Source organism: Shewanella septentrionalis (assembly GCF_025370265.1).
Lineage (GTDB): Bacteria > Pseudomonadota > Gammaproteobacteria > Enterobacterales > Shewanellaceae > Shewanella > Shewanella hafniensis.
Genome location: NZ_JAMTCC010000026.1, coordinates 60,280 through 77,240 on the forward strand (window position 1 = coordinate 60,280; position 16,961 = coordinate 77,240).

The window sequence follows — 16,961 nt, forward strand, 5'->3', positions numbered from 1 at the left end:
GACGAGTGCCGAAAATTAAGCCAATCCTTAGATGTATTTTACGGAGTCAATAAAAAATCCACAAATTGGGAAGATTTTTTAAGAAACAGTATTAAACTCACACAAATCTTTTATAAATATAAAAAACAACAACTTAAAAATATCGCACTAAGCCGTAATCATCGCCATTATTCTCAGTTGACTTTTTCACTCACAGACTTATCCACAGGCTGGGAGTCATTTTGCCGTGGCTGAAATAGCGCTTATGTGGCATGCTTAGCGCTATCTACGTCATCGATAAACGAAAAATACTTATGCCAACCGTCGCTAAAAACCCACTTGTGCTTGTGGATGGATCTTCTTATTTATATCGCGCTTATTATGCGCCTCCTCACCTGACAAACTCAAAGGGCGAAGCAACCGGTGCCGTTTATGGCGTAGTGAATATGTTACGCAGCTTGCTGACTCGCTATCAGCCAAGCCATATCGCTGTCGTGTTCGATGCCAAGGGAAAAACCTTCCGCAACGACATGTACAGCGAGTACAAAGCACAGCGCCCACCGATGCCTGATGACCTACGTTCGCAAATCGAACCCTTGCATCGCATTATTCGCGCACTGGGTTTACCACTGATTTCAATTTCCGGCGTCGAAGCCGATGACGTGATCGGTACTATTGCCCGCCAAGCCAGTTTAGAAAACCGTGCAGTGCTTATCAGCACTGGCGATAAAGACATGGCGCAGTTAGTCGATGAGAACGTCACGCTCATCAACACCATGACAGACACCATAATGGGCCCAGAAGAAGTCGCGATTAAATTTGGTGTTGGTCCAGACCGTATCATAGATTTGCTCGCGCTGATGGGCGACAAGGCCGATAACATTCCCGGCTTACCCGGCGTAGGTGAAAAAACAGCGCTCGCTATGCTCACAGGAGCCGGCAGCGTGAGTAACTTATTAGCGGAACCCGAAAAAGTCGCCGAGCTCGGCTTTAGGGGTTCTAAAACCATGGCGGCGAAGATCATTGAAAATGCCGACATGCTCAAGCTTTCTTACGAACTCGCCACCATCAAAACCGATGTCGAACTTGAGCAAGACTGGCACGAACTCACCATCAAGCCTGCGGACAAAGATGAACTGATCAAATGCTACGGCGAGATGGAGTTTAAGCGTTGGTTAGCCGAAGTCTTAGATAATAAAATCACTGCAAATATCTCAATTGATGCGGCATCCGAGACACAGGAAGACTCGACTCCAGCCGAAGCGATAGAAACACAGTACGACTGCATTCTCACGGAAGCCGAATTAGACGCTTGGATTGCTAAGCTTAAACAAGCCGACTTGATGGCGGTAGATACAGAGACCACCAGCTTAGATTACATGGTGGCAGAATTAGTCGGGATCTCCTTCGCCGTTGAGGCAGGAAAAGCGGCTTATCTGCCTTTGACCCATGATTACGTTGGTGCACCGACTCAAATCGATAAAACCGTCGCGCTAGAAAAACTGCGTCCACTGCTTGAAGATCCAAAACTGAAGAAAGTCGGTCAAAATCTTAAGTACGACATAAGTATCTTAGCCAATGCGGGGATCAAACTGCAGGGCGTCGCTTTCGATACTATGCTCGAATCCTATGTCTTCAACTCAGTGGCTTCGCGCCATGATATGGATGGCTTAGCGCTCAAGTACTTAGGCCATAAGAATATCAGCTTTGAAGAAATCGCCGGTAAAGGTGCAAAACAGCTGACCTTCAACCAAATTCCACTAGAAACAGCTGCGCCTTATGCGGCCGAAGATGCCGACATCACCCTACGTTTACACCAACATTTGTGGCCAAGACTCGAGAAAGAAGCCGAACTTGCCGCTATGTTTACCGAAGTCGAATTGCCGCTGATCCAAGTATTGTCGGATATTGAACGCCAAGGGGTATTAATCGACAGCATGTTACTCGGCCAACAAAGCGATGAGCTGGCGCGTAAAATCGATACCTTAGAAGAAAAAGCCTACGACATTGCCGGTGAGAAATTTAACCTTGGCTCGCCTAAGCAACTGCAAGTATTGTTTTTTGAAAAGCTAGGTTATCCGATCACCAAAAAGACCCCCAAGGGCGCACCATCGACCGCGGAAGAAGTCTTGGTCGAATTGGCGTTAGATTTCCCTCTGCCAAAGGTGATCCTCGAACATCGCAGCCTATCTAAATTAAAGAGCACTTACACAGATAAACTGCCACTAATGGTCAACGCTAAAACGGGTCGTGTGCACACTAGCTATCATCAAGCCAATGCGGCAACAGGACGCTTATCATCGAGCGAGCCTAACCTGCAGAATATTCCTATCCGCACCGAAGAAGGTCGCCGTATTCGCCAAGCCTTTATCGCACCAGATGGTCGTAAAATTTTGGCAGCCGACTACTCGCAAATCGAACTACGGATCATGGCGCATTTATCCCAAGATGCCGGCTTACTCAAAGCCTTCGCCGAGGGCAAAGACATTCACAGAGCTACAGCTGCCGAAGTGTTTGGTACTGACTTTGATGAAGTAACCACAGAACAGCGTCGCCGCGCCAAAGCGGTTAACTTCGGCTTAATTTACGGCATGTCAGCCTTTGGTTTAGCGCGCCAGCTCGATATCCCGCGCCATGAAGCACAAACCTATATCGACACCTACTTTGCCCGTTATCCAGGCGTATTACGTTATATGGAAGAAACGCGTGCGGGGGCAGCCGACCTAGGTTACGTATCGACTCTGTTTGGTCGTCGCCTCTACTTGCCCGAAATTCGTGATCGTAATGCGATGCGCCGCCAAGGTGCTGAACGTGCTGCGATTAATGCACCAATGCAAGGCACGGCTGCCGACATCATCAAAAAGGCCATGATCAATATTGCCCAGTGGATCAAGACAGAAACCCAAGGCGAAATCACTATGATCATGCAGGTTCACGATGAATTGGTGTTTGAAGTCGATGCAGATAAAGCAGAAGCGCTTAAAAAGACAATCTGCACCTTGATGGCACAAGCGGCTAATCTCGATGTAGAACTGCTTGCCGAAGCGGGTATTGGTGATAACTGGGATGAAGCTCACTAATCTTTATAATATCCAGAACAGCACTATCAATATGATTTAACTGCAAATAAAGCTAACCTGAATTCAATATTTTGAACTCAGGTTAGCTCTCTCCCGTCTTAATCATCTCTAAGCACATCAATACTGAGTCCCTTTCATCACTGTGCGAAAATTATCTTTTCACAATACAAATCAGACCATTAAGTTAAGAAAAACTGCATCGGCAGCACAATACCTAACTCGCAACCAAACAATCTCTACTCCGCACGCTTTAGAGCGTTAAGTTCGGCGCAACTTAACTGGCGACATAATGTATGACTCACAGCCAAACAATCTGTATTCCGAACACGCGAGTTCGTTAAGCGCAGCGCAACTTAACAGGTGACACAAACCAGGACTCGCAACCAAACATTCCTTACCCCACAAACACTAGTGCATTAAGTACGATGCAACTTCATCGGCAGCAATATGCATAACTCACTACCACACAATCTTTACCTGATACATTTAGCAGTAGAGCTCATCGATACACTACTGCCGCAGCAGATGGAGACTCAAGGGTGTGATTACACGAATCGAAACGGCGTTAAAGCCAGCTATATATGCTCAAAAGTAGTCATAACGGTTGTTCTCTCACGCGTACACTAAAACATTAAGCCAGATTTAGAGTAAAAACATTAAATCTCAAATATTGATCTCTTTTGTATATAAATTTCGGATTACCCCGCTAAATCAGCCGATTAAGCATTTTTAATGAAATTTTAAGATCAATTTAAGATGCTTTTTCACTCACAACCTGAGATCAAGCGCACATAATTACCTCTTTTTTGAAAAAACTGTTTTCCATTTAAAGATAAATGGAGTAATATTCTCTGCGTAGGGTACAGAGGTTAAGATGTTCTATCTTTCAGACCTTTATTTCACTTATAGTGATGAGCCAAATTCTGGCGCCTCAGCAACTTGTTTGCTGAGGCTTTTTTTGCTCTTTTTTCAGACTTTAGGTAAATTTTAGAGTATTTACTTTAATAAAAAGTAAATTGGCTGTATGCTAGTTTCATTGAGAACCATTGAAGCTAATTTGGTGGTGCTTGAGTCTTGTTGAATTTAGCTTCTCCCCAAAAGAGCTAATATTTTTGGCCGATGACACTGTCATCGGCTATTTTTTTGCCTGAAATTGACGAAAAGTTAATAGGGATAAAAGCTTAACAAGAGGGAAAGATAAGGAAAAATTACAGGAAAAACAGAGGGGCGGCATACACAGTCAAACTCGACCATGTATGCCAAAACAGGCAATATTATTCAGCGTTGTTCGCCGCATCTAACTCATCGGTCAACCATTGCGGATGACACCATTCATTTAGAATAGCTAGCACTTTAGGCTTACCGGTTCCTTTGAGCGATGAGAAAGGCTCAACTTGTACCCAGTCACCAAACTCACTCAACGCCAGACGCACTTCATTTACGGTTTTCATCTTAGCGCTTTGAGCTAATTTGTCTGACTTGGTCAGCAAAGCTAACACAGGGATTTCACTGGCAACCGCCCACTCGATCATCTGCATATCGAGATCTTTTAGTGGATGACGTATATCCATCAAGACAACCACGCCACTTAAACAAGCGCGTTTTTGCAAATATTCACCTAATGCCTGCTGCCATTTATTTTTCAACGCAAGCGGGACTTGTGCAAAACCATAGCCAGGTAAGTCAACTAAACGACGCTGAGCATCTAACTCAAATACGTTAATTAATTGAGTTCGGCCAGGGGTTTTACTGGTTCTTGCTAAACTTTTTTGCTCAGTTAATGCATTGAGTGCACTAGACTTTCCAGCATTAGAGCGGCCAGCAAATGCAATCTCAACTCCAACATCGCCGGGCAGATATTGATCCAAATGTGCAATGTCAGGTGCACTGATTAAAAACTTCGCCCTACGAAAATCTATACGAGATTCAGTCACTATTTACTCCGAAATTTTTCTACGCAATACCATAATTTATGAAGAATTACTTACTTTTCCACGTTTTCGTGTAAAATATTACTCCGATCACATTAATCATATTTTACCACGCTTGCGGGTCACCCTAGTAAGCTCAGGATAATAATCTTAACCAGAAGTTGGAACGCCATGAAAAAGCTAGCTCTTGCGCTGTCTGTTGTAATTGCCGCCATATCTTCACCTGCGATTGCTGAAGGTAATGCTGAAGCGGGAAAAACGAAAATCATTGTCTGTTCAGCCTGCCATGGTATGGACGGTAACAGTATGATCGATATGTACCCTAAACTTGCGGGCCAACACGCCACTTACCTCCAAAAGCAACTACATGATTTCCGTAGTGCAGCGCAAACTGGCGGTAAAGACGGTCGTATGGATCCTATCATGAGTGGCATGGCAATGCCTCTAAGCGATCAGGATATTCTCGACATTACTGCATATTTTTCTAGCCAAGCAATCCAAGTGGCTGAAGCGAAAGATGTCCCTGAGCTAGGCGCTAAACTTTACAAAGGTGGCGATGTTTCACGTGGTATTACCGCTTGTATGGCATGTCATGGCCCAGATGGTAAAGGCGCTGAACTTGCAGGCTTCCCAACATTGGCAGGCCAACACGCCAACTACATCAAGATCCAACTGACAAAATTCCGTGAAGCGGGTCGTCATAATGACCTGAACGGCATGATGCAAGATGTGGCTAAAAAGCTAAGCGATAGCGATATCGACGCACTATCTAAGTATCTTTCTAGCCTGAAGTAATCTTAGTCAGTTAAGAAAGGGGTGTATTATCACCCTTTTTTTACACCACCAAGTTGACGTGAACGTAAACTGCACAAGATTCATGCTTGACATAGATCACAGATTTGGGTTTAATAAGCCCCGTACCGAGATAAACCCATCTGTTTGTACAAAAAGATTAATAATAACTTACAGGTTTCGGTATAATTAACATTCAAGATATAAGAATAAAGACACTCAATAACAATAATATACTTAAGACCACTCTCTAATAATAACAAGAGTCGTGATTTCCACTTGAAATCCAGGTCAGCACAATTTTGTAAGGGATGGCCGATAACGCCAATTTGCTTCTAGCAAAACGCCTTACACTCAGGGTAACTTGCCCCATCAGGACACAGTTTACATGATGTAAACTGTAGCAAAGGAAGCGATAAGCTTAGGATGCACTGGCTGGATGCTTTTTATCACTGGAAGGTACTTAAGTAACACGGATGGTTAACTAAACGTCAAAGATGACGATGCTATACAATGATGTGTCGCGAGACCATCTACGGAAACTGTGGTCAGGATGGCGACAGAAAAAAATAAAGTGTCTGGAAGACCGTTAACAAAAATAATGCAGGGAAAGCAGTAAAAAAAAGAAGGATACCGACCGGGAAAGTCGCATAGCAAGTATGGATACTTGGAATCAGGATAAGGTGCTAAAGCACCCTTTGTAAGGCGGCAGTTTAACTGCCGCCTTTTTTCTTTGGTGTAAATACACCACCAGTGTCTAAAATGTGCACTCGACCAATATAATTGGTACAATCAAAGCCTTAATAACCACTTCAGCAGACTCAATGCCCAGATGCCCTCTTTGTCATAACAGTCAGACACAACTCCTTCATCAAGATAAAAAACGGAGTTTTTATGTTTGCAAGACATGTGAGTTAACCTTTGCGGATGCCAATAGCCATTTACCACCCGCGGCAGAGAAACAAAGATACGGTCGTTCACGCATAGCGTTGAAGCAAAAGCAGCTATCGCAATTTATTTTGCCGCTGTTAGCGCAATTAGAGCAGCAGCAAGCTGGTAGTTTATTAGGATTGAATTTTGGACGCATACTCAATGATGAGAGTCTGGCGACCATAGAAAATGCGGGCCACAAGTTAAACCAATACGATCCCTTTTTTGCCCCGAATCATGATGTGTTAAAGCAAGAATATGATTTTATCTGCTGTTATCGCGTTTTTGAGCATTTTCAATACCCAATAAAAGAGTGGGCCTTACTCTCTCGACTACTGCATCCTGGTGGTTGGTTAGCGATAAGCACACCGTTACTGACTGAATTAGATGGTTTTGCTAAGTGGCATTACAAGAACAACCTCACCCATGTGAGCTTTTACCAGCGACAAACCTTCGAGTACCTAGCAAACAATAGCGATTTTGAACTATTATTTGCCGCAAAGGACCTCGTTTTGATGCAAAAAACATCATAATCTGGTATAACACTCGGCCTAATTTCGCACCTTGTAGACAAGCTCACCCTTAGTCTGCGGGGCCATACGTTGTAAACAATTGAGAAGACCATGTCTCGTAGCAAGAAAACACGCAAGGGCGGCGAGAACAGCCCTAAGTTACAGCCAAGAGTGAAGAAGCAAGATCGCGCTGTAGCGACTGGCAAACGTAAAGATTCTGGTAATAAATCAGGCAGTCGTCATAACGAAAGCTTAATTTTAGCGCAAGCGCCGCAACAGCAGGCCGCTAAGAAAAAAGACCCGCGTCATGGCAGCAAGAAGCCTATTGCTTTAGCGATTCCAGCGGCAGTGGTTACAGATAAAGCCGCTCAGCCAAAAGTGAAACAAGCTAAGCTGACTGACGAACAAAAACTGCTGAAATTGGAAGAAGATCCAAGACTAAATCAGCTGTTAGATATGCTGGAAGAAGGCCGTGATCTCAACGATGTGGATCAAAAATGGTTAGATCAACAGCTGAATAAGATTGAAGCTCTGATGGTTAAACTCGGCATTAGCGACGATATGGATGATGACGCACCTTCATCACCAGCTAAGTCTTTGTCTGACGATGAGTTGTTCGATAAGTTCGAATCAGGCGCTGACTTACTGAAAGATTATCAAGACAAGTTCTAAACCTCTCAGTGCTAAGGCATAGGGAACTCAGTTTTTTAGCTGTGCTCCTTATGCCATTCATATAAGGAGTCTCTGTGTCTACGGCTATCATTATTCTCGGTTTTATCATCATAGTAGCGCTTAGTAGCTACGCCACCTTCTTAATCCTAAAACTCAAGCAGCAAAAAAAGCGTCAGCAGGCCGAACAAGCCGAGCGTGAAGTCACGGCGAATGCAAAACGCACCCAAGTTTTAGATGATATCCGCTATATCGCCACTGCCATGATTGAAGACCGCTGTGAGATATCTGAAGGCGTGGTCAGAATTGGCCGATTATTTGAAATCCTGTCATTGAGTGAGCGCGTGGCTCCCGATTACCCTTCATTATTCAAACACTTTGAGCTAATTAAAGATCATCCCATCATGGATGCTCGCCAAGCCTTGCCTAAGCAAGAAAGGATGAAGTTAGATTTGATCAGAATGAAGTCCGAAGCGGCATTAGAGCAAGGCATCAGTGATGATGCGAAAAAACTGGCGGATTACCAAGCCAAAGCGATGCATTAAACTCGCTCATTGTTATACCTCAAGACCACTTATGTTGTGGTTTTGAGGTCATCTCGATAAAACCCACTCCAATCTTACTCTGCTTTCTCCCGTGAGCCTGCGCACAAAACCACCATATATCGACAGACAAGCGTACTTTTTTGATAGATATTGCGTAACTTCTAAAAAGACAGACGTCATTTTTACAACCTAGATCAAGGTTATTTACTTAAGAACCTTGCATACTTCGCTTGTTGCTAATTTACCCACGGAGGACACGCCTTGAAGCAGCCCACTCAGATTAGCTGGGATCAGTCGATGATCGAAAAGTATAACTACAGCGGTCCCCGTTATACCTCTTACCCAACGGCATTGGAGTTCGATGACACATTCACCGAACAAAACCTGCTGACGGCCATTGAAAATAGCAAAAGCGATAAACTGTCGCTGTATATTCATATCCCGTTCTGCGCCAAGCTTTGTTATTACTGCGGCTGTAATAAAGTCATCACCCGCCACCAACACAAAGCCGATCAGTACATTGAATATTTAAGCCAAGAAATTATCAAACGTGCGCCCCTGTTTAAACATTACAGTGTGACCCAAATGCATTGGGGCGGCGGTACACCTACGTTCTTAAATCCTGAGCAGATTCTTAAACTTACGTCATTGATTAAAGCTAACTTTAACTTTGCGGAAGAAGGCGAGTACTCGATTGAAGTCGATCCTCGCGAGATAGAACTGTCAATGCTCGACACATTGAAAGAAGCGGGCTTCAACCGGATCTCCATTGGCGTACAAGATTTCAATAAAGAAGTGCAAATTGCCGTTAATCGCGAACAAGACGAGCAATTTATCTTCGACTTGATGGCCAAAGCGAAAGCCATGGGTTTTGTGTCAACCAACATAGATTTAATCTATGGTTTGCCACACCAAACGCCAGACACCTTTGCCGTCACTATGCAGCGCGTTTTAGATTTATCACCTGACCGCCTGTCGGTATTTAACTATGCTCACTTACCTGCGCGCTTTGCTGCACAACGTAAGATCAAAGACGAGCATTTACCTTCGCCAAAACAAAAACTCGAAATGCTGCACCAAACTATCGAGACCTTAACTGGCGCTGGCTACCAATATATCGGTATGGACCACTTTGCTAAACCCGATGACGAGTTAGCCAAGTTACAGCGCGAAGGCAGACTGCACCGCAACTTCCAAGGTTATACCACCCAAGAAGAATGTGATTTGTTAGGTCTTGGCGTGTCATCCATCAGCCAGATTGGCGACTGCTATGCGCAAAACCAGAAAGATATCCGCCCTTACTATGAAGCCATAGATAAGGAAGGCCATGCTTTGTGGAAAGGTTGTAGCCTGAACCGTGACGATGAAATCCGCCGCGTAGTGATTAAACAGCTGATTTGCCATTTCGAACTGGATATGGCGAAAATTGATGAAAAATTGGGGATTAACTTCGAAACCTATTTCGCGGAAGATCTTAAGTTAATGCAGACATTTATCGATGACAAGCTAGTTGAAATCGTCAACAGACAGATCACTATCAGCCCAACTGGCCGTTTATTGATCCGCAATATCTGTATGTGTTTCGACCTTTACTATCGTCAAAAAGCACGTCAGCAACAGTTCTCGCGCGTGATCTAAAGCGCCTATCGCTGCACTCGCGAACGCTCATAAAAAATCCGACTCTAGAGTCGGATTTTTTATTTATAGCTATTTTTATTAATGACTTAAAGCCTTTTTATGCCTTAGCGGCATACAGTGCTTTGCGCTCACTGTCGGATAAAAACGCCATTTCAACGCCGTTGCGTTGCACCTGCGCTAACTCAGCATCGGTTAATTTAAGTTCGGATTTGGCGATACGATACTCATGATTAATATCGATAGCGCTCACACCGGGATCATCGGTATTTAAGTTGATCAATACGCCTGCATCCATAAAGGTTCTAAAAGGATGCTCAGCGTAAGAAGCGACTGTAGAAGTATGCAAGTTACTGGTTGGGCAAGATTCGATACCAATACGGTGCTTAGCAAGATATTCCATCAGCTTAGGATCGTGAATCGCGTTCACCCCGTGACCAATTCGCGTCGCGCCAAGTTCTTGAATCGCTTGCCACATACTTTGTGAACCCGCGGCTTCACCGGCGTGAGCCGTAATCGCAAGATCTGCATCACGAACACGTTTAAAGTGATCGTTAAATAACTCGCCAGGGAAGCCCATTTCATCGCCAGCTAAGTCCATAGCCACGAGATGTTGTTTATGGGCGAGTAAGCCTTCAAGTTCTTGAGTACAAGCGGCTTGACCGAATGAACGTGACAAAATACCAATCAAATTGATCTTCACGTTATAGTCTTTTAAGCCCGCTTTAACGCCATCGACTACCGCTTCAACTACGCCTTCAATCGGTAACTTATGGTTCATCGCCATATAGTAAGGACTAAAACGTAACTCAGCGTAATCTAAGCCAGACAACGCCGCATCGGCAACGTTTTCATAGGCAACGCGTTTAACCGCATCCAAGTCAGCGAGTACGCCAACCATCCAATCGAGCTTCTTTAAGAAGGCGACTAAGCTAGTTTCTTTCCCCTGAATTTGCACAAAAGGTGCGAGAGTCTCTAAAGAATCGGCAGGTAGCGCAATGCCGTGTTGGTGTCCTAGTTCCCAAATGGTGTTTACTCGCACATTACCGTCTAGGTGACGATGCAGATCCACCAATGGAATGGATGTATCAATCATATTTAACCCCTATTTGAACTACCCAGCCAATGCTTTTGTTATTTGGTCGCGGGCGGACACTAAGTTTAACACGCATTTTCAGGGGCATTTATGCGCCAAACGCATTTAAATTCACATTCAGTCACAATTCTGCTTAATATCCATACAAGGAACTGCCGTATTCATCAGGCATAATGACTTCAATAACAACGAAAATATCAGAGATCTACTATGCATAAACTCTTAACCCCCAGTTTATTGATATGCGCATTAAGCGCCTGCAGTGCCACTCAAACCACAGAAAATAGCCAAACCGCAGCGCCGCAGGCAATATCGACAGCACAATCGCAAGTTGAGCCCATAGCTCCCGCGCTGCAGGCGATTATCGACCAAAGCTGGCAATTACAGCTCAGCGCGAGTCCTGAAATGGCTTACAGCATGGGTGATGCCAGTGCCGCAGGAAAGTTATCGGATCTCTCGCCAGCTGCCCTCGCTAAGCTCAATCAAGGCCAAATCGCAGTATTAGCGCAGCTCAAAGCACTCGACCGCAGCAGTTTGAATAAAGAAGATAAGATTAACGCTCAAATACTGGAAGATCAGATCCAAAACGATGTCGACCTGTATCGCTTTAAAGATTATTACTTGCCCATTACCGCGGAAAGCGGCTTCCACGCTTATATCACCTCAATCGCACAGGGAAGATTCAACACCCTTGAGGATTACCGCAACTATATTGCCAAACTCAATGCACTCCCGACCTATTTCGCCCAGCAAACTCACTGGCTAAAGCAAGGATTAGCCGAGGGAATAACGCCGCCTAAAGTGACACTCAATGGCTTTGAAGACAGTATCAGTGCTTATATCGTCCCTGTGGAAAAGAGCGGTTATTTCAAACCTTTTACGCAATACCCCAGCTATTTCACTGAAGCACAAAAAACTCAGCTGATCCAAGAAGGTCGCGCCTTAGTCGAGCAAAAAGTCCTACCGCTATATCAAAACTTCTATGATTTTATGACCAAAGAGTACATTCCCAATGCACGGGAAAATATCGCGGCCAGCAGCTTACCTAACGGTGCTGAGTTTTATGAGAATCGAGTACGTTACTATACGACCTTGAATATGACGTCGGCAGAAGTGCATGAACTGGGCTTAAAAGAAGTTAAGCGTATCCGCCAAGAGATGGAGCAAATCATCAAGTCCGTTGGCTTTAAAGGCAGCTTTGCCGACTTTTTACATTTCCTGCGGACCGATCCCCAGTTCTACACCACCAGTGCCAATCAGTTACTCAAAGAAGCGGCATTTATTGCCAAAAAAGCCGATGCCATGCTGCCTAAGTACTTCGGCAAACTTCCCCGTAAACCCTATGGTATAGCGCCAGTGCCCGCCGAAATTGCGCCGAAATACACCACAGGACGATATTCAGGATCGAACAGCGATGACGAACCCGGTTACTACTGGGTCAACACTTATGCATTGGATAAGCGCCCACTCTACGAGTTAGAAGCCTTAACTTTGCACGAAGCCGTACCCGGTCATCATCTGCAAATATCACTCAACTCTGAGCTAACGTCACTCCCTGACTTCCGTCGTTATGGCTATATCTCTGCCTTCGGTGAAGGCTGGGGTCTGTATTGCGAATACTTAGGTTTGGAGGCTGGCTTCTACCAAGATCCCTACAGTAACTTTGGCCGCTTAACCTATGAAATGTGGCGGGCGGCGCGTTTAGTCGTAGACACAGGCATGCATGCCCAAGGATGGAGTCGTCAACAAGCCATCGACTTTATGGCCAGCAATACCGCGCTATCACTGCACAATGTCACGACCGAAATTGACCGTTATATTTCGTGGCCAGGACAAGCTTTGTCCTACAAGATTGGCGAGTTAACGATCAAGCGGTTACGTGCTAAAGCAGAACAGGAACTCGGCGACAAGTTTGATATTCGCGCCTTCCACGACGCTGTGCTCGAAAATGGCTCAGTGCCTATGTCGATCCTCGAACAGCAAATCAATGATTTTATTGAAGCTAAAAAGGCGACACGCTAAGTTAACACGACCATGGGAGTCGTTATTTTCAGACTCCCATGGTTGTCTGTTACACTCTAGCAAACCATTCAAGCCAAATGATTTGCGACTGAGTATGAGCCAAGCCAAAGCGACATTTTCGACAGAACACGATTTAAATACCTCAGAACAGCAAGCCTTCTGGCAAAGCGTTGTTCAAGACACGCTGATCACAGCTGATGGCATCACGCTGGCCTATATGATGGTCAAACATCCCCAAGCGCATACCGCAATCGTTCTCAGTAATGGCCGAGTTGAATCCTATTTAAAGTACCAAGAATTGGTCTTCGACTTGTACCAACAGGGTTACTCTGTTTATGCGATCGATCACCGTGGCCAAGGATTGTCGGATCGTATGACAATTAATCCGCACATGGGTCATGTGCGAAGATTTAATGATTATATTGATGATTTTGCACTGTTTATGCAGAAGAAAGTGTTACCGCAAAACGACAAACAACTCATGCTACTTGGCCATTCAATGGGTGGCGCGATTGGCACTTTGTATCTCAAACAACATCCCGATATTTTTACCGCCGCGGTATTTTCAGCGCCCATGTATGGCATCAAATTACCTATGCCAAAAGCATTCGTGCGCTGGTTAGCCAGTAAACTCGATACCACACTCAATGGCGGTGAACCTAACTATGTGCTTGGAGGACAAAACTATAAGCCGGTTCCCTTCAAAGGAAATGAGCTAACCCATTGCCAAAGTAGATACCAAGCCTATCGAGACTTGTATGACGCGGCCCCTAAGTTACAACTCGGTTCCCCAACTAACCGTTGGTTGACAGAATCTTTAGATGCAGCAGACACTTGCGTACTGGCAACAGCGCAAATTCGCACGCCGATCCTGATACTGCAAGCGAGTGAAGATAAGATTGTTGATAATGCGGCCCAGAATCTTGCTGTGAGCACTCATTGCCAATTGAAGGTGATAGCGGGGGCTGCCCATGAGATTTTTATGGAAAAAGACGCCTATCGAAACCAAGCCTTAAATTATGCCCTCGACTTCTTTAAACGCTACGCAATAAAGGACGAGGACAAACAAGCTGGATAAAGTCCGCTTGGTTTAACGCTCGGCTGAATAAATAGCCCTGATAACCATCACAGCCAAATTCAACAAAGGCTTGGTAGTGTTGGGGTGATTCAACGCCTTTAGCCACCACGTGCAAATTAAACTGCTGCGCAGAGACAATTAACGCCTTCACTCTTTGTGGCATTGCGGCTAATGAATCAATACAACTCATATCCAATTTAACCGCAACTAATGGCTGGTTGGCTAAACAACTCAAAGCACTCGAGCCAGAACCGAAATGATCGAGGACGATACCTATCCCCGCATCGACCAACTTAGACACGCGCTCAGCCACAAACTGTGGTTGCATTAACAATGCGGCCTCATTGAGCTCAATACCCAGTTGATGAGCCACAATGCCATGCTCTTTAACTAAGGCAACCAATGCATCAACAAAATCTGCCTGACCAAATGAGAATACACTGATATTAAGGGTTAAAGTCGGCAAACTCCTGCCTTGGGCATGGGATGTCTGAATAAACTGACACACACGTTTAGCGACCCAAAGATCGAGTTCAGCAATCATTCCTCCCTGTTCGGCTAACGCTACAAACTCTGCAGGCGGGATAAACTCGCCATCGGCACGATACCAACGCGTAAGCACTTCAGCCGAGACCAATTCACTGTGCGCATTCATCACAGGTTGGAACATTAACGTCATGCTATCTTGCTGTAATGCTGTCTGTAATTCCTGCTGTAACTGTTCATCACGGCTCTGACGTAAATCCATCTCAGCATGATAGAAAGCGCATCCCGCTTGCCCAGGTCGCTTAGCACTCAAGGTTGCTAACTCAGCGCGGCGCATGACTAAAGCTGGATCTAAGGTCTCTATGCTGTCGAGTAAACAAATCCCCACATTCGCGCTAAGCTCAAAATGATGATGACCATAATGGAATGGTCGAGCAATCACTTGCCTTAACTCACTCGCAAGCGCTAAAGCACGACGCGCAGCCACTGAAGCATCTATCGCTAAGTCTTTAGCTAGCAAAACAAAATCACCGGACTCCAATCGGCCAACGGTAATATTCTCAGTGAAATAACTCGATAGACGTGCAGCCACTTGCGTGAGTAAGCGCTCTAATTCGTGGGAGTTTAGAGTCGCGACCAAGCCTAATCTATCCACCTCAACAAGCAGCAATGCTCCCCATTGACCCGAGCTATTACCTTGGGTTAAAAATTGCGACAGCCGGGCCATAAAGGCATCGGGTAACATCTTGCGACCCGTAACCGATTGATCCACAAGTTCATTAATCGCAGCATGGTTCTTGGCACTTTCTGACACATCCATATGAATGCCGATCATCCGAGTCGGACGTCCTTGAGGGTCCCAATCAACCAACATGCCGCGATCCAGCACCCACACATAATGCCCCTCTCTATGTCGCAGGCGATGGACACTTTCAAATTCCTTACTCTTACCGCTAACGTACTCCTGCAACGCATCAAGTACGATATCCCTATCATCGGGATGTAACCGCGTTTCCCAAGTCTGGAATACGCCAGCTAATTCATCCGGTGCATAACCGATCATCTCTTTCCAGCGATCAGAAAGAAAAACCTCACCCGTGCTGATATCCCAATCCCAAATACCGTTCCGCGAACCTTCCACCGCAAACAGCCAGCGCAGTTCGCTGTCATTCAACTGTTTCACAGCACGACTCAAACGTTCATGCACCTGCTGCAAACTCTCTTGCAATGATAAAACTTCTGATGAACTCCAAGGGATCGATGTCGAAAAGGAAGAAGTCCCTACCTGTTTAGCGGCCTCGCTTAATATTTGGAATGGACGGATCAACAGGAAATAGAGAATGAAGGTAAAACCAATCAATAATAATCCACCCAGCCCCCAAACCCGCATAAAACGTTGTTGTAACTTAGCGGAAGCTTCGGCAACTAAAGGCGCTAAATCGGCTTCAAGATAAATCAAATCAACCGCACCACCATACTGAGGCAAGACGGGATAATATGCTTGAATAGTTAAGCGTTCGAGATTAACGAGAATTTGTGGCAGGAAAGCCTGAACCACAGCACGATGAAAAGTAGCATCATAACCATCAATGACTTGCATGGCATTGCTATCGCGCCAAACAGTATGGTTTGCAAAACGAATACGGCTATCAGCATCAACTAAGATATAAACCATAGTGCCCATATCCAGCGCAGCTAAGGATACCTCCTGCTCAATCCGCTCCACATCCTGTAAAGCCTGCGCCGATTGAACCACATTCTGCATCCGGAACAACTGCTGCTTTATCAGTGTTGATTGTCGCTGCGCCAATTCAGCGCGCACTTGATCGCTTTCAAACAGGTACTCGCCTATGACCAACACTAAATATAGTGTCAGCATACACAGAGGGAGCAGTACCGCGAGCGAAAGCTTACGAAGCATAGGCAACAGACAGCCTTTAACAAAAATGTGAATAGTTTTGTATGCTAACGGGAAACTAACCACTAAGCAAAAGGACTTATCAAACTAAGCGAGATCTTGATGTAAATAATCAACTTAGAGTATAAAAGTCTGAAATTAGGGAAGGAAAAAACGTAAAGAACTAGCAAAATGACTAGGGCTAAAACGAATAGAACAATGTTCTGTATTAACGCCGATTTAACAAATTGCAGACGCAAAAAAGCCAGCTTATTCAGCTGGCTTCGTTACATCTCGATGAGATAATTA

11 protein-coding genes are annotated in these 16,961 nt (G+C 45.0%); 8 read left to right on the forward strand and 3 right to left on the reverse strand.

All coding sequences use genetic code 11. The features are described from left to right. Nucleotides 1-293 precede the first annotated feature (293 nt). Complete coding sequence (gene polA, locus NE536_RS15335) at nucleotides 294-3,059, forward strand: DNA polymerase I (protein WP_261273222.1); 2,766 nt, start codon at nucleotides 294-296, stop codon at nucleotides 3,057-3,059. 1,274 nt (nucleotides 3,060-4,333) lie between these two features. Here the strand turns inward: polA and yihA are convergent. Further along, nucleotides 4,334-4,993, reverse strand: a complete 660-nt coding sequence (yihA, locus tag NE536_RS15340) for a ribosome biogenesis GTP-binding protein YihA/YsxC (RefSeq protein ID WP_006079362.1) — start codon at nucleotides 4,991-4,993, stop codon at nucleotides 4,334-4,336. 168 nt (nucleotides 4,994-5,161) lie between these two features. Here yihA and NE536_RS15345 point away from each other — a divergent pair, with 168 nt between their 5' ends. From NE536_RS15345 to hemN, 5 genes are all read left to right on the forward strand, one after another. Continuing rightward, nucleotides 5,162-5,785 carry a c-type cytochrome gene (locus NE536_RS15345; protein WP_006084749.1) on the forward strand — a complete coding sequence of 208 codons (624 nt, stop codon included), beginning with the start codon at nucleotides 5,162-5,164 and terminating at the stop codon, nucleotides 5,783-5,785. 821 nt (nucleotides 5,786-6,606) lie between these two features. Next, nucleotides 6,607-7,245, forward strand: a complete 639-nt coding sequence (locus NE536_RS15350) for a class I SAM-dependent methyltransferase (protein ID WP_226060114.1) — start codon at nucleotides 6,607-6,609, stop codon at nucleotides 7,243-7,245. 90 nt (nucleotides 7,246-7,335) lie between these two features. Then, nucleotides 7,336-7,896 carry a Der GTPase-activating protein YihI gene (gene yihI, locus NE536_RS15355; protein ID WP_006079359.1) on the forward strand — a complete coding sequence of 187 codons (561 nt, stop codon included), beginning with the start codon at nucleotides 7,336-7,338 and terminating at the stop codon, nucleotides 7,894-7,896. A gap of 74 nt (nucleotides 7,897-7,970) precedes the next feature. Further along, nucleotides 7,971-8,438, forward strand: coding sequence for a DUF2489 domain-containing protein (locus tag NE536_RS15360; protein ID WP_261273223.1), 468 nt, complete (start codon nucleotides 7,971-7,973; stop codon nucleotides 8,436-8,438). Nucleotides 8,439-8,699: 261 nt separating this feature from the next. Further along, nucleotides 8,700-10,076: an oxygen-independent coproporphyrinogen III oxidase gene (hemN, locus tag NE536_RS15365; RefSeq protein ID WP_261273224.1), complete on the forward strand. Its 1,377-nt coding sequence runs from the start codon at nucleotides 8,700-8,702 to the stop codon at nucleotides 10,074-10,076. Between the two features lie 97 nt (nucleotides 10,077-10,173). On the opposite strand, the gene add is transcribed toward hemN, so the two are convergent. Continuing rightward, complete coding sequence (add, locus tag NE536_RS15370; protein ID WP_261273225.1) at nucleotides 10,174-11,169, reverse strand: adenosine deaminase; 996 nt, start codon at nucleotides 11,167-11,169, stop codon at nucleotides 10,174-10,176. Nucleotides 11,170-11,379: 210 nt separating this feature from the next. On the opposite strand from add, the gene NE536_RS15375 reads away from it, so the two are divergent. After that, nucleotides 11,380-13,191, forward strand: a complete 1,812-nt coding sequence (locus NE536_RS15375) for a DUF885 domain-containing protein (protein ID WP_261273226.1) — start codon at nucleotides 11,380-11,382, stop codon at nucleotides 13,189-13,191. Nucleotides 13,192-13,285: 94 nt separating this feature from the next. Further along, nucleotides 13,286-14,269: an alpha/beta fold hydrolase gene (locus tag NE536_RS15380; protein ID WP_261273227.1), complete on the forward strand. Its 984-nt coding sequence runs from the start codon at nucleotides 13,286-13,288 to the stop codon at nucleotides 14,267-14,269. On the opposite strand, the gene NE536_RS15385 is transcribed toward NE536_RS15380, so the two are convergent. Continuing rightward, nucleotides 14,226-16,676, reverse strand: coding sequence for a GGDEF domain-containing phosphodiesterase (locus tag NE536_RS15385; protein ID WP_261273228.1), 2,451 nt, complete (start codon nucleotides 16,674-16,676; stop codon nucleotides 14,226-14,228). The two genes, NE536_RS15380 and NE536_RS15385, sit on opposite strands and share 44 nt — an antisense overlap. Nucleotides 16,677-16,961: the final 285 nt, after the last annotated feature.

Coding starts and splice junctions, on each gene's coding strand:
- polA (WP_261273222.1), top strand. CDS start 294: ATGCCAACCGTCGCTAAAAACCCACTTGTGCTTGTGGATGGATCTTCT.
- NE536_RS15345 (WP_006084749.1), top strand. CDS start 5,162: ATGAAAAAGCTAGCTCTTGCGCTGTCTGTTGTAATTGCCGCCATATCT.
- NE536_RS15350 (WP_226060114.1), top strand. CDS start 6,607: ATGCCCAGATGCCCTCTTTGTCATAACAGTCAGACACAACTCCTTCAT.
- yihI (WP_006079359.1), top strand. CDS start 7,336: ATGTCTCGTAGCAAGAAAACACGCAAGGGCGGCGAGAACAGCCCTAAG.
- add (WP_261273225.1), bottom strand. CDS start 11,169: ATGATTGATACATCCATTCCATTGGTGGATCTGCATCGTCACCTAGAC.
- NE536_RS15375 (WP_261273226.1), top strand. CDS start 11,380: ATGCATAAACTCTTAACCCCCAGTTTATTGATATGCGCATTAAGCGCC.
- NE536_RS15380 (WP_261273227.1), top strand. CDS start 13,286: ATGAGCCAAGCCAAAGCGACATTTTCGACAGAACACGATTTAAATACC.
- NE536_RS15385 (WP_261273228.1), bottom strand. CDS start 16,676: ATGCTTCGTAAGCTTTCGCTCGCGGTACTGCTCCCTCTGTGTATGCTG.